Origin of the sequence: Roseivirga misakiensis (assembly GCF_001747105.1) — a bacterium.
GTDB classification, from domain to species: Bacteria; Bacteroidota; Bacteroidia; order Cytophagales; family Cyclobacteriaceae; genus Roseivirga; species Roseivirga misakiensis.
This window is the reverse complement of sequence record NZ_MDGQ01000002.1, coordinates 98,979-117,346: the sequence shown is the minus strand read 5'-3', so window position 1 is coordinate 117,346 and position 18,368 is coordinate 98,979. Positions and strand designations below refer to the sequence as shown.

Annotated in this window: 10 protein-coding genes; 2 read left to right on the top strand and 8 right to left on the bottom strand. The window is 39.4% G+C overall.

All coding sequences use genetic code 11. The features are described from left to right. The 3 genes from BFP71_RS00470 to BFP71_RS00460 form a co-directional block, all read right to left on the bottom strand. On the bottom strand, window positions 1–4,011 hold a 4,011-nt coding region (locus BFP71_RS00470), incomplete at its 3' end, for a beta strand repeat-containing protein (protein ID WP_317040692.1). Window positions 4,012–4,243: 232 nt separating this feature from the next. Further along, window positions 4,244–5,302 carry an acyltransferase family protein gene (locus tag BFP71_RS00465; RefSeq protein WP_069833493.1) on the bottom strand — a complete coding sequence of 353 codons (1,059 nt, stop codon included), beginning with the start codon at window positions 5,300–5,302 and terminating at the stop codon, window positions 4,244–4,246. Next, entirely contained in the window at window positions 5,302–5,907 is a 606-nt protein-coding gene (locus BFP71_RS00460) for an ankyrin repeat domain-containing protein (protein ID WP_245701796.1), read from the bottom strand. Before BFP71_RS00460 ends, BFP71_RS00465 begins: the two co-directional genes overlap by 1 nt. Before the next feature lie 197 nt (window positions 5,908–6,104). Between BFP71_RS00460 and BFP71_RS00455 the strand changes: the two genes are divergently transcribed. Both BFP71_RS00455 and BFP71_RS00450 read left to right on the top strand, forming a co-directional pair. Beyond that, window positions 6,105–8,201 carry a helix-turn-helix domain-containing protein gene (locus BFP71_RS00455; protein ID WP_088124802.1) on the top strand — a complete coding sequence of 699 codons (2,097 nt, stop codon included), beginning with the start codon at window positions 6,105–6,107 and terminating at the stop codon, window positions 8,199–8,201. Window positions 8,202–8,242: 41 nt separating this feature from the next. Beyond that, window positions 8,243–11,599, top strand: coding sequence for a ThuA domain-containing protein (locus BFP71_RS00450; protein ID WP_069833492.1), 3,357 nt, complete (start codon window positions 8,243–8,245; stop codon window positions 11,597–11,599). A gap of 164 nt (window positions 11,600–11,763) precedes the next feature. Here the strand turns inward: BFP71_RS00450 and BFP71_RS00445 are convergent, their stop codons facing one another. From BFP71_RS00445 to BFP71_RS00425, 5 genes are all read right to left on the bottom strand, one after another. After that, window positions 11,764–12,849, bottom strand: a complete 1,086-nt coding sequence (locus BFP71_RS00445) for a hypothetical protein (protein WP_069833491.1) — start codon at window positions 12,847–12,849, stop codon at window positions 11,764–11,766. Window positions 12,850–12,969: 120 nt separating this feature from the next. Then, window positions 12,970–13,446, bottom strand: a complete 477-nt coding sequence (locus BFP71_RS00440) for a hypothetical protein (protein WP_069833490.1) — start codon at window positions 13,444–13,446, stop codon at window positions 12,970–12,972. A 327-nt stretch (window positions 13,447–13,773) separates the two neighbouring features. Beyond that, window positions 13,774–16,653, bottom strand: a complete 2,880-nt coding sequence (locus BFP71_RS00435) for a helix-turn-helix domain-containing protein (protein ID WP_069833489.1) — start codon at window positions 16,651–16,653, stop codon at window positions 13,774–13,776. A 297-nt stretch (window positions 16,654–16,950) separates the two neighbouring features. Then, window positions 16,951–17,118 (bottom strand): hypothetical protein, encoded by a 168-nt coding sequence (locus tag BFP71_RS19310; RefSeq protein ID WP_176723288.1) that lies wholly within the window; start codon window positions 17,116–17,118, stop codon window positions 16,951–16,953. A 370-nt stretch (window positions 17,119–17,488) separates the two neighbouring features. After that, entirely contained in the window at window positions 17,489–18,358 is an 870-nt protein-coding gene (locus BFP71_RS00425) for an aldose 1-epimerase (protein ID WP_069833487.1), read from the bottom strand. Window positions 18,359–18,368: the final 10 nt, after the last annotated feature.

The following is an 18,368-nucleotide window of genomic DNA, read 5'->3' as shown; positions in this document are numbered from 1 at the left end:
AGCGCTATCCTCATTGGTAATCGTTCCTGTTCCTGTGGCATCCCCAATTACAACACTCGTCCCTGTTGGATTGGATAATGTCATGGTGATTGTTTCATCAACTTCAACTAATTCATCTCCGCTGATGGTTACATCTATTGTCTTAGAAGTCTCTCCTACTGAAAAACTAACCGTTCCTGTTGTTGACGTATAATCACTTGCCGAAGATGCCGTTCCATCGCTGGTGGCATAGTCTACTGTAGCTCCTCCTGATGGGGCTGGGGAATCTAAACTCACCGTAAAGGTTAAGGTTGTGCTTCCTGCATCTCCTTCCGCTATACTTGGATCGTTGATACTTGCTGAGATATCATCATCATTGATAATGGTTACGGTTGCTCCATCTGTGATATCAATGTTCGCCGAAGCTACACTCGCCGGTGATTTATTACTCATACTGATACTTACAGTCTCATTCGATTCTGAATTTACGTCAGCGGTTGGTGTTACCGTAAAGGTTTCGGTCTCACCTGCGGTTCCTGCAAAGGTTAAGGTTTGATTCGTTACGGCTATATAATCTGAGTCTGCTGTAGTTGCTGTTCCATCTGCTGTACTTACATCTACATCAAACCCGCCATCTACGGCATTGTCTAAAGTAACTGTAACTGTAATAGCTCCATCATCTTCATTGCCACTTACATTAGCAATCGTTACCGTAGCATTATCATCGTTGGTTAAGGTTAAGGTAGCTCCATCGGTAATATCGATATCTCCTCCTGCTACCGTCGCTGGTGAGAGTCCACTCATAGAAATAGTGATGAACTCATCGGCTTCTACTTTCGTATCGCCTCCTAAAGTAACTGTAAAGGTTTCGGTTTCACTTGCTGTTCCTGCAAAAGTCTCTGTTGCTGATGTTACGGCTGTATAATCTCCATCGGCTGTGGTCGCTGTGCCATCGGCGGTACTTACATCAACATCAAATCCACCATCTACAGCATTGTCTAAGGTTAATGTGATCGTTGCCGTACCATCATTTTCATTCACCGCTACATTCGCTATCGTTACCGTTGCCGCATCGTCATTGGTAAGCGTTAATTGAGCGGCATCGGTAATATCAATATCTCCTGCATCTACCGTGGTAGGGACCAAGTTGCTCATCGCAATGTCTACCAATTCATCTGCTTCTACTTTCGTGTCACCTCCAATAGTAATTGTAAAGGTTTCGGTCTCACTGGCTGTTCCTGCAAAAGTCTCTGTTGCTGATGTTACGGCTGTATAATCTCCATCGGCTGTCGTAGCTGTATTGTCCGCTGTAGATACATCTACATCAAATCCGCCATCTACCGCATTGTCTAAGGTGAGTGTAATGGTAGCTGTTCCATCGTTCTCATTCACCGCTACATTCGCTATCGTTACCGTTGCCGCATCGTCATTGGTAAGCGTTAATTGTGCGGCATCGGTAATATCAATATCTGATGCATCTACCGTGGTAGGGACCAAGTTGCTCATCGCAATGTCTACCAATTCATCTGCTTCTACTTTCGTGTCACCTCCAATAGTAATTGTAAAGGTTTCGGTCTCACTGGCTGTTCCTGCAAAAGTCTCTGTTGCTGATGTTACGGCTGTATAATCTCCATCGGCTGTCGTAGCTGTATTGTCCGCTGTAGATACATCTACATCAAATCCGCCATCTACCGCATTGTCTAAGGTTAATGTGATTGTTGCCGTACCGTCATTTTCATTCACCGCTACATTCGCTATCGTAACATTCGCACTATCATCATTAGTAATCGTTAATTGTGCGGCATCGGTAATATCAATATCTGATGCATCTACCGTGGTAGGGACCAAGTTGCTCATCGCAATATCTACCAGTTCATCTGCTTCTACTTTCGTATCGCCTCCTAAAGTAATCGTAAAGGTTTCGGTCTCACTGGCTGTTCCTGCAAAAGTCTCTGTTGCACTAGTAACAGCAGCGTAATCTGAGTCTGCTGTCGTCGCTGTATTGTCCGCTGTGCTTACATCTACATCAAATCCGCCATCTACCGCATTGTCTAAAGTTAATGTGATTGTTGCCGTACCGTCATTTTCATTCACCGCTACATTAGCAATCGTAACAGTAGCGCTATCCTCATTGGTAATCGTTCCTGTTCCTGTGGCATCCCCAATTACAACACTCGTCCCTGTTGGATTGGATAATGTCATGGTGATTGTTTCATCAACTTCAACTAATTCATCTCCGCTGATGGTTACATCTATTGTTTTGCTGGTCTCACCTACTGAAAAACTAACCGTTCCTGTTGCTGACGTATAATCTGAACCAGCAGTTGCTGTTCCATCGCTCGTTGCAAAATCTACAGTCGCTCCTCCTGCTGGGGCTCCTGAATCTAAGGTAACCGTAAAGGTTAAGGTTGTGCTTCCTGCATCTCCTTCTGACACACTTGGGTCGTTCACAGAAAAAGATGGTACTACACTTGTTGAGACATTCACTAATATTGGTGATGTCTGTAGGTTAGATACTTGATCTCTTGCGACTACATACACATCATAACCTGTTCCAGCTGTGAGTCCTGTCACACTAAACGCATTGGTAAAACCTCCTGTAGTCACACTTACGTTGGCAGAAGTTACCGCAGCTGCTCCGCCGTTTCCTGTTCCATTGACTACTTCTGTTGAAGTTGGCGCCGTGGCTCCATCCGCTAACACTACATAAAAGATGGTTCCTGCTTCGTCAATATCAGTGTTTAAAGTAAATGTTGTTGTTGAAATTGATGCTGCATTGGGAGTTGAATTCTCAAAACTAGGAGCCGTAGCATCCACCGCAGCACTATTAGTCACAACGGAACTTTGATTACCCGCTGCATCTTCTTCATAAATAAACAAGTGATAAGTCGTAGAGGACAGCGTCAGACCATTCAATGCAATCGTCTGGTTTGAACCGGTAACAGTCACTGCTGAATTTCCGCTCGATACGACGTTGCTAGAATTACCTGACTGATCGTTACCTGCCAAGACCTGAGCCTGGGTAGGTGTTGAAGAATTAGTCGTTACCACATAATATAAGGTTCCTGTTTCATTACTCTGATAGGTAATCTGTAAGTCATTAAAGTCGGTTTGTGCTAAGGCCTGATTGGTCAAGGTAGGAGCCGTAGCATCCACCGCAGCACTATTAGTCACAACGGAACTTTGATTGCCCGCTGCATCTTCTTCATAAATAAACAAGTGATAAGTCGTAGAGGACAGCGTCAGACCATTCAATGCAATCGTCTGGTTTGAACCGGTAACAGTCACTGCTGAATTTCCGCTCGATACGACGTTGCTAGAATTACCTGACTGATCGTTACCTGCCAAGATCTGAGCCTGGGTAGGTGTTGAAGAATTAGTCGTTACCACATAGTAAAGCGTGCCCGTTTCATTACTCTGATAGGTAATCTGTAAGTCATTAAAGTCGGTTTGTGCTAAGGCTTGATTGATCAAGGTAGGAGCCGTAGCATCCAGTGATAAATTATTATTCGATAATGTACCTGACGAAAGAAAAGTACTATTGTCATCTTGATAAACAACAGTTTTAGTTGTAGTAGACTCTTGCCATTGAAAATTCGCAGTTCCCGTTTCATTCGGTATGGTAAAACTAACCTCAGCTACATCAATGAATGATCCTCCTGTCGGAACAGCTGTTCCTCCACCGTCAGCACCTGTATATTCAATATTTAAAGAGACTGTGTTAGTCGCTGGAGAAGTAAGCGTCATTGTAGAATAGCTTCCTCCGCTAAAATTGTGAATCGTACCCAAAACAGGAGTATTCGCTTCAGCTCCGTCGTAAGTAAAAACTAGGTTTGAGGAACCCAAATTTTCGGCGCTTGAAAAGGATGCCTGAACTTTCATCACCAAAGTACTTCCATTGTTTGAAACTCTGACTAATCGAAGATCATAGGTCTGAGAAAGAACTGTATTGGAGAGTAAAAGAAAAAATAGACTAAAGGCAATAACGGATAATAAACTACTCGTGATTGCGTGGCTCTTTGCTTTTTTCAAAATAAATGTGTTTTGGTTCAAGTCCAGTTGAAATGCAAAATGTTCATACCTATCTCGACTTGAAACTTTCGTTGGGTGACAAAAGGGGGACAATCACAAATGGCAGGCAATAATTATCTAAACGGCAGGTAATCAGGGGGACAAGACTGGATTTTCCAAGAAGCAAAAAAAATTCCAACATTTGAAATGCCGGAATTTCAGTGAGTAATTCTCGATGTATTTAAATTTTTTTCTAGTAAGTAAGCCCAAAAAATGGACGTAAAAACTTCACTCTTTTAATGACAAATTCATAGGTCAATAGGCAACTAATTCCGGTGAACAATATCAGGAGAACAAACTGAATTTCTAGGGGAATATCTAAAGGGAATATCAAGACTGACCCAAGGTAAAGGAATGCCATATGAATAATATAAACTGGATACACAGCCTTACTTAAATAACTCAACAATCGACTCGGTTTATTAAGGTATGTAAATACAATTCCGAATACTCCGAAAATCCAAAAATTAGATTCTATAGATAATAAATAGTTCGGTACGACTAGCTCTAAAACTAGCAGCCGATAACTGAAAAGAGCAATAGCAATAGCCAAAAACAACCACTTCCACCTTTTAACAGTAGCTGTAAAACCACTTCCAGCATAGATAAAACAGTAGCCAAAAAAGAAAGCTAATAATCCGATAAAAAAGCCATGCCAAGTCATAGCATAGGTTTCAAAGCTCACAGGATTAACAATTATTGCCTCAAGCAAAAAAGGAATCATGACCACGATAAGGCCAAATGGATTTTGGAAGAGCATTGCCAAAAATCGATGAACTTTTCCTTCTCTGTTCTTCTTCAACCAATAAAAAATCGGCGATAAAAGAAGGACATAGACAAACAGGTTTCCTAAAAACCAAAGATGACCTGGTTGTGGTAAAAATTGTAAAGGCTGGTCGTAATAGCTTTGCCAGACTAACCAATGTAACGGTACTATAAATGCCATACCAAACAGAAAAGGCATAAGAATTCTTAAAGCTCGTTCTTTAATCAATTCTTTCCAGCTTCGTTTACGCATCGCAAAGCAGACGCCCATCCCAGACACGAAGAACAAGATCGGGATCCGCCAAACATTAAGTGCGGACATGGGAACCCAAATCGACTCGAGCGATTCATTTGACAGGATAAAACCAATGAACCCTCCCCAAGGTTGAAATCCTATCGCTATATGATATATCAGTAACAAACCTATAGCGATGACGCGTAGCCAATCAATATCGAATCGGCGATCGTGGGTTAAAGAATTCTCCATTATTTCTGTTGGTTAATGATTAACTCAGCAATTTCTTGACGAGCAGACTTCAATTCTTCATAATCTAATGTCAAACCTAGAGGACGTAGGTCTTTTGAAATCTGATCGTATAAAGGTTTCACTTGATCGAATGGAACTTGAACCGAAGCCAAAGCCGTACTTTGATAGTTATTTAACGCCGCAGTATTTGCTCCTTTATTGAGTAAAGCTTTTACTATTTCCGTTCTACCATAAAAAGCAGCAGTATGAAGGGTTGTTGAACCATCATCACCCTTTACCTCAATATCAGCACCTCCTTCGATGAGTGCTATGGCCACATCCACCTTATTAAATATAGTGGCAATAACTAGAGCAGTAGACCCAAAATCATCCTTTAGGTTCAATGCTGTACCTGCTTCAATATGCTTGTTCACATTAGTCACATTTCCGAGGAAGGCGGCTTCAAAAAGTGTTTGTTTTGGTGCTTTGACCTTAACGTCTTCTCCTTCTTTTTGATTACTACAAGATTGTAGCATTAAACCAATGGTTAAAAAAAGCACTGCCAATGCTGGTTTCGCTAAATTACTTTTGTTGTTACCCATGTCTTTTGATGTTTTTCGTTTCATAAATTTTTTAATAACCCAAAGGTCAGGATTACAATCATGGTAGCTTAAACAGCTATGCTTCGAATACTATCAACCATGGTTTTTAGCTTGAAATTATGACTCAGCGATATAAATTATGACGCAAAAGCCCATTTTAAATACATTATGCGCATTTGGAATTGGCAAGTATCCTGCTCTTTTTTGTATGAGCATTGAGTATGCTTTTCAACCAAATGGGTAACTTCTTAGACATTGAAAGTGATTTTTTAGACAAACTAATCTCGACTATTGAAGAGCATATGTCGGATGAAGAGTTCGGTGTGTCTCATTTAGCGGATAGTATCGGAATGAGCAGGTCCAATTTGCTCCGTAAAACACAGAAAATTGCGGGTATTTCCGTTAGTGTTTTAATACGGCGAGTTCGATTGAACCATGCGCAACAATTATTGAGGAGTGATGATCTAACGGCTTCAGAAATCTCTTATCGTGTAGGCTTCAGTAGTGTCTCCTATTTCACTAAATGCTTTCGAGAACAATATGGCTATCCGCCAGGCGAGGAGAAAGCGAAATACACAGCGCAAAAGAAAGTCTTAGTCCAAAAGGAAAGAAGGTATGCCACATCCAAGAAGTGGTTAATTCCAGCAGGGGTATTACTCGTCATCATACTATTATCATTGATTCTACCAAGAATCGAAAAGTCAGATTATACTCCTGGGAAAAAATCAATTGCGGTGCTTCCCTTTAAAAATGACAGTAACGACTCTAGTAACCTGCACATTATTAATGGATTAATGGAATCAGTGCTTACCAACCTTCAGAAAATCGAAGATTTGCGTGTGGTCAGTAGAACTTCTGTAGAACAGTATAGAAATAGTGAGAAAAGCATTTCGGAGATTTCGGAAGAATTAGGGGTTAGTTATGTACTTGAAGGAAGTGGTCAAAAGTTAGGTGATAATATCTTGCTAACTGTGCAATTAATTGAAGCACCCAAAGACAGTCACCTATGGTCCGAACAGTATAACAGGCTTGTGACTGATATTTTCCAACTGCAAGCAGAGGTAGCTAAAGATATTGCTGGTGAAATTAAAGTTATTGTAACACCTGACGAAGCGGAAAGAATCGAAAGGATTCCAACAAAGGATATCCAAGCCTATGAGTATTACCTGAAGGGTTTCGAATTAATGAATCGGTATGATGACGAATACCTGATCGAGGCTATAGATTTTTTCGACCTCGCCATAGAGAGAGATCCCTTTTTTGCGGAGGCCCAGGCTTACACCTCGGTGTGTTACTACTTTTTAGACTTATTCCAATCGCAAAAGCAGCATACAGAAGAGATTAATAATTATGCCGATAGAGCCTTACTGGCTAGTCCAGAATTACCGATTAGCTTGATAGCAAAAGGCTTATTCTATATGCATGAGACGAAATTCGATTTAGCAGTTGTGTATTTTGAAAAGGCTTTGGAATTCAATCCAAATTCCTCGATGGCTACGAATTTTTTATCTGACATTTATGCCAGTTACATTCCAAATACAAAAAAGTATTTAACATATGCACTAAGAGGCAATAAGCTCAATGTGGCATTGGTTGATTCTTCTGCCATGAGCATCTCTTACCTCCATTTAAGTAATGCTCTTGCCCAAGCTGGTTTCTTTGAAGAAGCAGAAGTTTATGCTCAAAAATCCATGAATTTTGATGAGAATAACCTTTTCCCTCAGTATTTATACCCTTACATAAAATTTGCTCAAGGTGGCACCTTGGAAGGGACCCTTGAATCCTTAAAAACAGTACTTAAAAAGGACACTACGCGGCTAGACATCATTATTGAAGTGGCTAAAGTTCACTATTGTCTTGAAGAGTATGAGTCGGCGGCATTCTATTATGACGTGTTTTCTCAGATGAAAGAAAATTTCGGTTTGGGCATCTTTGATAATGAGGAAATAAAGATAGCCTACACTTATAAGCAATTGGGACGGTTAGAGGAAGCCGAGAAGCACTTGGCCGTCTACAAAGAGTTCGCAGAGAACGATAATTCCATTTATAAGAACCTTTTACTTTCTGCCTATTACGCGTACACAGGCGATACAGAAAAAGGTATAGATCACTTAAAGAAATTTCCTGAGCAAAAAGATTATTTTTATTGGTTGGTTATGATGATTGCGGATGATCCTATCATGAAAAATATGGCAGGGCATCCAGAATTTTCGTTAACCATTGAAAAGATCAACGACCAGTTCTGGAAAAGTCATAGCAGTACTAGGAGCATGTTGGAAGCAGAGGGCCTTATTAAGCCCTCGCGCGAAAACTGGTAGAAGATTTTAGAAGTAAACTCATTTACAAAAATCTTTAGGCCATGAGCAATCAGTTAAACCCAACTCGATCTTCAACCGCTTTTCTACTCCTAATTGCATTCATAATAAGCTCTTGTGGTGCGCAGCGAGAGAAAAGAGTTCTTGTCTTCTCAAAGACGGAAGGATATCATCATAATTCCATCGACAAAGGAATAGAAGCGATCAATGAATTAGGTAGACAAAATGGCTTTGCGGTAGATACTACAACCGATGCTTCCTTCTTTTCAGAAGACAAACTTGCGGCCTATAGTGCAGTAGTTTTCTTGAGTACTACGGGTGATGTCCTGAACCATTATCAGCAAGCCGATTTCGAGAGATTCATTCAATCGGGTGGCGGTTTTGTCGGTATTCACGCAGCAGCCGATACCGAATACGATTGGCCATGGTATAACGAGCTGGTAGGGGCATACTTTCTCAGTCACCCAAATCAACAAGAGGCAACCATCAACATAATTGATAAAGAGCACCCAGCAACTGAAAACATGCCCGATACTTGGCAGCATTTCGATGAGTGGTACAACTATAAAAGCATTGCTGAAGGGCTGAATGTATTGATGACATTGGATGAAAATAGTTACAAGGGTGGTGAAAATGGCGACTATCATCCAATCGCATGGTACCGATCATATGATGGTGGCCGTATGTTTTATACAGGGCTGGGCCATACCGATGAAGCCTATACCGACACCATGTTCCTTGATCATTTAAACGGTGGCATTCAATACGCCATAGGGAACAACAAAAGAGATTTAAGTAAGGCGATTTCCGAAAGGGTGCCAGAAGAAAATCGTTTTGTGAGAGAAGTATTGGCAATAAATCTTAATGAACCAATGGAATTGGATTACCTGCCAGATGAAAAGATTCTATTCATTGAAAGAGCGGGAGATTTAAAGGTTTTTGACCTGAAAGCAGACGAACTTCTCGACGGAGGCCATCTGAATGTAAAACGCATAGCCGAAGACGGTCTATTGGGTTTGGCTGTTGACCCAGATTTTGAAAGTAACAATTGGATTTACCTTTTTTACTCAGCCCAAATAGAAGGAAAACTTCAAAGACTCTCAAGGTTCAATTTTGTAGGTGATCAATTAGATACGTCCAGTGAAAAAATACTTCTTGAATTTCAGTCAACACACGACTGTTGTCATTCTGGTGGTTCGATTGAATTTGACGGAGAAGGTAACCTATATCTGTCCACAGGAGACAACACCAATCCTTTTGAATCAGATGGTTATTCACCAAGCGACGAAGGTCTCAATAGATCGGTTTGGGATGCTCAAAAATCAAGTGCAAACACGAACGACTTAAGAGGCAAAATTTTAAGAATTAAACCCGAATCAGATGGAACATATTCGATTCCCGAAGGAAACCTCTTTAAAGATGACGATCCTAAAACTCGTCCAGAAATTTACGCCATGGGACTTCGCAATCCGTTTCGAATTTCTGTTGATCAGAGAAACGGCACTCTATACTGGGGAGATGTTGGGCCAGATGCTGGTAATGATAACCCCGAACGGGGACCTAAAGGACATGACGAAATAAATCAGGCAAAAAAGCCGGGTAATTGGGGTTGGCCGTACACTCGCGGAGACAACAAACCATATTGGGACTTTGACTTTAAAAACAAGAAACCTATTGCTCCATTCGATCCAAACAAACTGGTCAATAATTCGCCGAATAATACGGGAATTCAAAACCTGCCTCCTGCTCAAAAATCATTCATTTGGTATGGCTATGGACGTTCAGCTGAGTTTCCGTGGGTCGGAGAAGGAGGTAGAACTGCTATGGCGGGACCAATCTTCAATAAGGAAGCATATGCCGAAATAGGCTTTCCAGAATATTTCGATGGTAAGTTGCTGGTCTATGAGTGGATGAGGGATTGGATATACCTGATTACAATGGATGAAAATCAGGACTATGTAAAGGCCGAACCGTTTTTAAGTAATGAAGAATTTCATAATCCGATGGATATGATCTTCGGGAAGGATGGCAACTTGTATATTCTAGAGTACGGTGAAAGTTGGAACACCAGAAACTTAGATGCTCAATTAAACAAAATCACTTTTGTGGCTGGCATTCGCAAACCGACAGCTCGTATTAAAAGTGATAATTCCGTTGGCGCTGCACCATTGACCGTACAATTCTCAGCCGAAGACTCTGAAGATTTGGAAGGTGAACCTTTAAAATATGCTTGGAACTTTGCTAATGGACTGGGCCAAAGTGACCAGATGAAGCCTGAGTTCACTTTTAACGAGGCGGGTAACTTTGACGTTATACTGACGGTAACCGATGCAGAGGGGGAACAAAGTACAGATCGCTTGAAGGTTGTCGTTGGAAACGCACCGCCAGAAATACAAATATCATTTAGCACAGAAAATACCTCATACAATATCGATGACCCGCTCGCCTATACCGTGAGTGTGACGGACAAAGAAGACGGCAGTACAGTAAATGGATCTATAGCGCCAGAGAATGTAAAGGTCACTCTGGATTTTATCCCGAATCTTGAGCTTCAAAATATCAGTGAAAAAGGACATCAAGTGGAAATCGCATCTAAGGGAAGGGGGCTCATTGATAATTCAGATTGTAGAGCATGCCATGCGATTGATAAGAAAATTAACGGCCCATCTTATTTAGACATCGCTAAAAAGTATAATTCAGAGCATAAGGAGTACCTAATGGGTAAAATTAAAAATGGCGGATCGGGCGTTTGGGGCGAAACACCGATGGCGGCCCACCCACAATTAGATGATCAAGCGCTTTCAGAAATAGTCGACTATATACTACAGTTGGAAGAAGAAAAGGAGGTGATTCCTATTTCCGGTGAGTTAATATTTAACCAGCATCAACCGAATAACCTTAACGGAGCTTATGTTTTAACTGCTACATACAATGACAACGGAAACGGTGAGGTGTCTTCCCTATCTACTAGTGCCCAAACAATTCTTAAAGCTTCAAAACTTGAAGCTGAGGAGGCTGATTTAATGCATGAATCCAATACTGTTTGGCAGGCCCTTGGATCTAAGGTGGTGGGCAACATTAAGAATGGGCAATTTCTGAAATTTAACAATGTTGATTTAACTGGGCTCAAGGCAATTACTTTTAGAGGACTTTACAATAATGGCTATCATTATCAAGGAGAGATAGAAATAAGAGGGGGCAGTCAAAGTGGACCACTTTTAGGGTCGGCACAAATAGATTTTAACAAGTTAAAAGAGCAATCCTTCAAAGACACTAAAATTTTTATCACCTCTGAAGGGGCTAAATCCGATATCTATTTGATTTTCAAAAATCAAGAGGATCAAGAGAGATTCATTACCAATGCAGAGTTCATTGTATTGAACTATGATAAAAGACACTAAAGGTTTAGAGACAAAGTTCTCTTATTAGTGGAATAATCTTAATTTTACCTGCGGAATAAAGACTGGAAATCCAGTCTTTATTCCCTGACAATAGCATACTGGCTGGCGAAGTCATAACCATTGTCTGGCTGTACTCTATGCAATGATTGCACTAGAGTACAGTTTCAGGTAATCTTTAATGTTGTTGAAGAATAAATTAAACTAGGGCCGGGTACAGTGACAGTACCACCTGAACCAAAACTTACCGTATTATCATTTGAGCCAAAATCACGTCTTGATTTTGTTGAATTAAATGAAATAGTAACGGTACCATTCACTGAATCCCAGTCGCTAGTATATCTTTCCTCTTCGAGTTTTGTATCTCTTTTTTCCGTAACCTCTCTTGTTAATTCTAAAACAGGCTTATAGAATTGATTAGCAACAGTATCGGTGACAGCACCACCTGAACCAAAACTTACCCTAACACCATTTGAACCAAAATCACGTCCTGATTTTGTTGAATTAAATGGCAGAATAAAAGCACTAGTCACCGAAGCTGGATTGCTAAAAATTATTTCTTTATTTCTCAAACAGTAAGACTTCTTGACGTCATTAAGCGGAGTTGTTAAAGCGCTAAAGTCAGAAGTTGAGCGATACTCAACCGGATACTGTTTGAATTCAGTATTATTCATTGTAAATAAATCATTTACAGGACCTACCAAATATGAAGTCAGAATAACCGACCTCTTATTTGAAGCAACAGTTAACTGGCTGGCGAAGTCAAAACGATTACCCACTGTCTTTCTGCCCAGAAGTGGACATAAGTCAAGTGCCAGGTTTCCTGTAAATGAAGATTGAATTGAATTTGATTTTGTAAAATCACTGGCACTCGTCTCTATGTATGCTCCGTTCGTGCCGATATTCACCATAATATCATCTTTGACGTCAAAATCACATCTTGATTTTGATATACTAAGAGGCTTTGAAAACGAATTAGGCATAAAGTCCAAGTTGCCAGTAATTATTTCTTTTTGGTGGAATCCATACCGTATTGAAAAAGCCCTAAAGGAAAAGGGCATGATTAGTAGGCTTGAACCTAGAACGGCCCAACCGGTTGACAATGATGGTTGGTCACCAAACACTGAAGCCGTAATAAAAAAGGCAAACGTTAATAATATGAAGAAGCGACCTTGAGCCAAACTTACTTTCATAGATGGCGCTTGACGCACCACGTAATCGTTTATCGTATGATTTCTCTCTAGTATTAACATTTAATTGCTTTGCGAAAGCCTTAACGACTTTGTGAAAGCAATGTGATTCTATTCCTACTGAATGGAGTATGATAAAGGTTTTAGAAGTACAGATTTATGTCTAAAACATAAATTCGAACCTTATTTAGAGTAAACTAAGAGCATTTTTGGGGGTTGAAACTCCTTTTTTAGATATGCAAGCGTATAATCTCGTAATGTATTAGGGCAGGCTAGATTTAATTTTACGCTAATCTTGGTCGCTTTCTCAAAACACAGAATCACACTTATCTGTAGAAAGTTTGCAAGTTCAAGAGTATTAGTAAATATGGCGAGAGCTCCACAAAACAAAACTTCATCTTTTGACAAAATAGAATGGTCAGTCCAATACTTATCTAATCCATTATTTAACAATAAACTAAACTCGCGAGCCAGACTCGTTTGATCAAACTGGGCAATAAGCCCATCGATGACTAGTAGTTTTTCACTCAGCCATTCTTTTGAAGATTCAGAACTTTCCGACTTTAGTCTAAGGGAGAAATCGAATTTCATTTGAACGAGGTCTGCCACAACTTGATCTATGAATACTTGTTCTAATATGCCATCTAGATTTTTTTCCAAAGCTTATAACAAAGTTGAGTCAACTTGGGGCTTTATTACTCGACCAATAAATTGATGCAGTTTAGAAGAATGGCTATTTTGAACTACCCAGCATCTAAACACCAAAGTCGATAAGCACTCTAATTGAATGATTATACTTTAATTATTACAAACCGGAGAACTGACTAGTTACAACAAGGAAAGATTTGTAGGAAATCACAGACATTCGAGATATTTCTACCCACAAATAGCCAATGACCTTTCACAAAAGAAGAAATAAGTTATTGGCATTGGGTTCGAATATGTACGAAGGAGTCCTAAAAATCATCATTCACCAAAATCTGGACTTTAAGAGGCCTCCTGTGCTAGTGAATTGATGTATTCCTTTGGTGTACACCCGACGAATTCCTTAAAAGATGAGAAAAAAGTGGATTTTGAATTAAAACCAGCCTCATAGCCTATTCCAGCTATATTTAGATGGCTATGGTTACCATTATCAAGCATCTGTTTAACCTTATCAATTCTAATCTTGGACAGGAACTTACTAAAATTGGTTTTCTCACGGGTATTTATGGCGTAAGAGAGCTTTCTACTGGGAATACCTAGATGACTTGATAGTTGTCCTGCAGTTAACTCAGCATCTGTTAGACCACCTTCGGCGACTAAATAATGATACACCTTGTCATAAATGGTGTCAATTTCCAACTGATCAATCTCGCTATCCTTACTATCAGCTAATTTTAATTCTATAAGGTTAAGCTTTAAGGTTATCTTGTGCAGATCACCCATAACCAAGTAATTTAAATCACCATCCATTAAGTCCTTCAATTGGGATAACTTGGACAAATAATTCATAGGATCTACAGCATTTGGTTTTAACCACTTGTCTATTTGCTCTTGATTTACGGCAGCCCCCTTAAACTCTAATGTGACTTGAAGACCTTCGTTAGCGTCTACATGTAGTTTTAACTTCTTATCTAAAATGCCTTGGTTAAGCCCATGCTGAATTAGTGAAATGATACTCATTTCAATCAACACTTTATCGGCAAGAAAAACCAGTCCTTTTCGCATTTCAACCTCCATCTGAGCTTGATGCAACTTTAAACTACTCTGCATTTTGCTCTCGATATTATTAAGCATGGTCGAAATCGTGACACGGCGAATATCAATTTTATGCTTGCCTAATACAGAATTTAAAGAAATTAGATCCTTTAGCGCCAGTTCTTCTTCATCTACTATATCAGATATTCTGCCGAGATACTTTTCCTGCTCATTATTTAGCTTTCCGAGCTCAGGAATAAAGCTTTTCAGGCCTTTTATGCCATTAAACGTTTTAGTCAGGTGGTCAGACAAAGTATCCAGTAGCTTTTGATTATTTGATTGATGAAATTCAAGTTCCGCTATCGTATCACTCAATTCTGAATTAGTTGAATGCAGTTCAACACTCTCATTTTCAACTTTTTTAAGTAGGCGCAAATTTTTGCCATGTAAGGATTTCAACCTAATGACGAAAAAACCAATAAGCGCAACGCTTACCGCAACAATTAATATAATTAGCTGTTGCCGCTCTATCAATTGGGATTTAACAAGTTGTTCTGACTCTAAACTAGCATTAAGGGACTTTTGCGATTCTAGTTCTTGTTGAACTTCAGACTGACTTAGCAAATATTTGGCCCTCTCAGACATCCTATCTTCAATGCGCGTTTGGATTTGGTCAATATGATAATTGACCTCTCCCACGACACCCAAATTAGTATATGACTTGATGAGTAGTTTATGAACATCGATTGTAAGCTTAAAACCTATATTTGGTTGCTCTAGAATCTTATTTCCAAGTTCTATAGCCTTATTATATTGTTTTCTTTTGTTGGCAATTACAGCTAGGTAGTATGAGGCCTTTTCTCGAACATATTCCTCGTCATTTAAATTTTTAGAGATTGAAATGGCTTCATTAAATAGCCCTTCAGCTATCCTGGGCTGTTGTCTTTCCAGCCATAGACGCCCTTTAGTAATTTGTAAATATACCTTGTCGCTCAGCCTAATATATTCAAGCAATAACAACTCTTGATTAACAATTTGCTGCTCTATCTCTTTCATCAAAGCACGTTTCTCATCGATATCACTTGTTAAATCATAAACATCAAAAAGAGCATTCATTAATTGTGTATAGCTTGTCGGAATTCCTGGGTGTTTATTAAGCTTTTCAGTAATCAACTCAGTCGATTTTCTCGCCATCTCCAATGCCTTTAAATATTGTCCACCTTGCGTGTAAGTAACACTGAGTCTCCGGTAACTTTCAACGCGCCTAATATCAGAACCTCTACTTCCCTCCAACAACTCTATCGACTTTAAAGAGTAAAAAGCTGCAGAATCATATTGATTAGTAATGGTATATATCTGGTTCATTGTGGTGTAAAAAACACTGGCGTAGCCTGATTTATCTCCATCATACTTTCTTACCACTGCTTTCATTTTTTCCCCAATTCTGCCTGCTTCAACAAGGTTACCTAAAAGCAACTCATGAAAAGAGTTAAACATATGATGAACGAGTATCGTGAACATACTTTGCACATTATCTAAATCAACCCTAGAATTCTCAACAATAGCACTATCCGCTAAACCGGTATTCCAAGTGATTTCTGTCATTGCCACGTGTGCCAGTGCCGCTATATCAGCCGGCAAATTTGGAGTACTCAGTAAGTCATTATATCTAGGTCCGTACTTGTCATTCTCTTCAGTTGGGGAGGTTTTTATAAATTTCAAATATTTTACAAAGGCGAGATCATTCTCGTTCTCTAAATATTGAGCGGCGCTGTCGAGATATATATAATTATCTCTAGAAGAGTTAGATGGAACTTTCCTTAATAAATATTGGCCAAATAAATCTCTGTTTCTAGAATTGATTTCTACACTGGACCAGTAACCTTCTACCTTCTTTTTATAATCATCAGCTTTGGTGAAATCCCTTGTTTCTAAATACAAATCGCCAAGTTGTCCCATGATTCGCGCTTCAGCCAAACTCCCTTCTTTTGCATCCTCTAGCTGCTCTTCCAACAAATTGATATAGTCGTTATACTGGATAGATACTCTTGCTAAATAGACATCGAAAAAACTCTCTGGTATTTCTTGAGCCTTTACTTGAATTGAAGAAATAGCAAACGCCAAGATCCAAAACGTACTGTGAAATACGCTCGAAAAGAACTTGTTAAAAGGGGTATATCTCTTCATATTAATACATTTAATTCTAATTATATTTTACACTATAAATTGATCGCCTTGACCGCGGCAACATTAAATAGTGATAAGAGGAATAAATTATGTTTAGTAAGTTCTTCTCCTTAAAAAATTTCAATACTCTTTCGGCATAAAGCCAATAATTTCTTAGAATATCGAGAGGCTAGAAGCTAAGGAATTAAATTCCTTTATGTTGACTATATGAAATAGCCATATGGTTAATGTAGTCTACCGAACAACCGACTTACTTAGCTCTATCTATGATTTGAATAAGCCAATAAACTTGCTGAGTTAGTTCTTTTTCAGCGTTCTTGATGTCTGAGATTTACTGTTAGGAATGTCTATCTCATCTGTGACACTGGTCAAAGATAATTGCCGATTCTTAAGTCCACCACCTATTTCCATATATTTTTGCCTGTAACCGTGATTACTATCGATGTTAAAGTTACTTCTAGCCAAGTATTGGGTGTTTAATCCAAAACTGGTAAAAATCAATAATACTCGGATTAGCTAATAAATCACGTCAGAAATAGGGCCTAGGCCGACTGGATTCTATGATTAAAGAGCTGAGGATCAAAAGGCTGTTTCGAAATTCTTTCGATATGCCTTTTAATTTTACACCTGCCTATAAAACATGAAGCCTTTAAATGTTCCACATGGATTATCAAATAATACCTTATTTATAATATAGAACTTAATAGCTGTGCCCCCAATTTTATAAAGAAAGATTATAGTCAATGTCTTTTTAATACAAAAAAGATCGATGATGGTGTTAATTATTGGGATGCCTTTTCTATTAGTCGGCTGAGCAACTCTAATCCGATTTAGATCAATAAAGTCTCACCCCATATTCAATAGACCAAGATTCACCACTCGACAAGAGTTTTAAACCAGCCTGATTATTCAAAGCATCTATATTACAAGTCATTGGTTCTATGGCAATTGCCCTACGGTCTTCCGGGGTGTAGAGCTGAACGTAAGGCTGATTTTCGTCTTGCCATACTTCCAAAGTGGCATCATCAGGGTAGTGAATCTTTGCACCATTTACCACTCCCTTTTTAGAGAATTCGAAACAAGTGTCTAAATCCAGCTCCTCTATGAGGCATCCATTATCCAGCAATCGATAAGGGGTTGCTCTTCCAGTGGGTAAAAGATTTTCAACACCGATCTTCGAAACGTTTTTTAGCTCTATAGACGTTGAATCGGCTCCTTCCTCTAAATGAAAATAGGGGTGCCAGCCGAAACCACAAGGCAAAGTAGTGGCTCCTGTATTCTCAATTTCCAAATACACGTGAAGTTCACCAGGCCTTAAATGATATGTAAGTGCCATGCGGAACGGAAAAGGGTAGTACTCTAAATCACCTGTATAGGTACATTGTAAAGTTATGGCATCTGGCATTTGCTGAAGCACTTGAAACGGCATGTCTTTCACAAAACCATGCAGCGCATTGGGTCTACCATAATCATTTAAAGGAAACTGATAGTCTATTCCTTGAAAACTAAATTGGCCATTCGCAAGTCGGTTAGGAAATGGGAATAACAAAGAGGATTCATTATCATATCCTTTTTTCGGGCATATCACTTTTCTACTTTTTCCGTTTGAAAAAAGCGTAAGGTGAGTGATAGCTCCACCTCTAGATAAGTCTATTTCTAGATTCTGATTGTTAGAACTTAAAATCAATTTAGTATTCGTTGTCATGCAAGTTAAA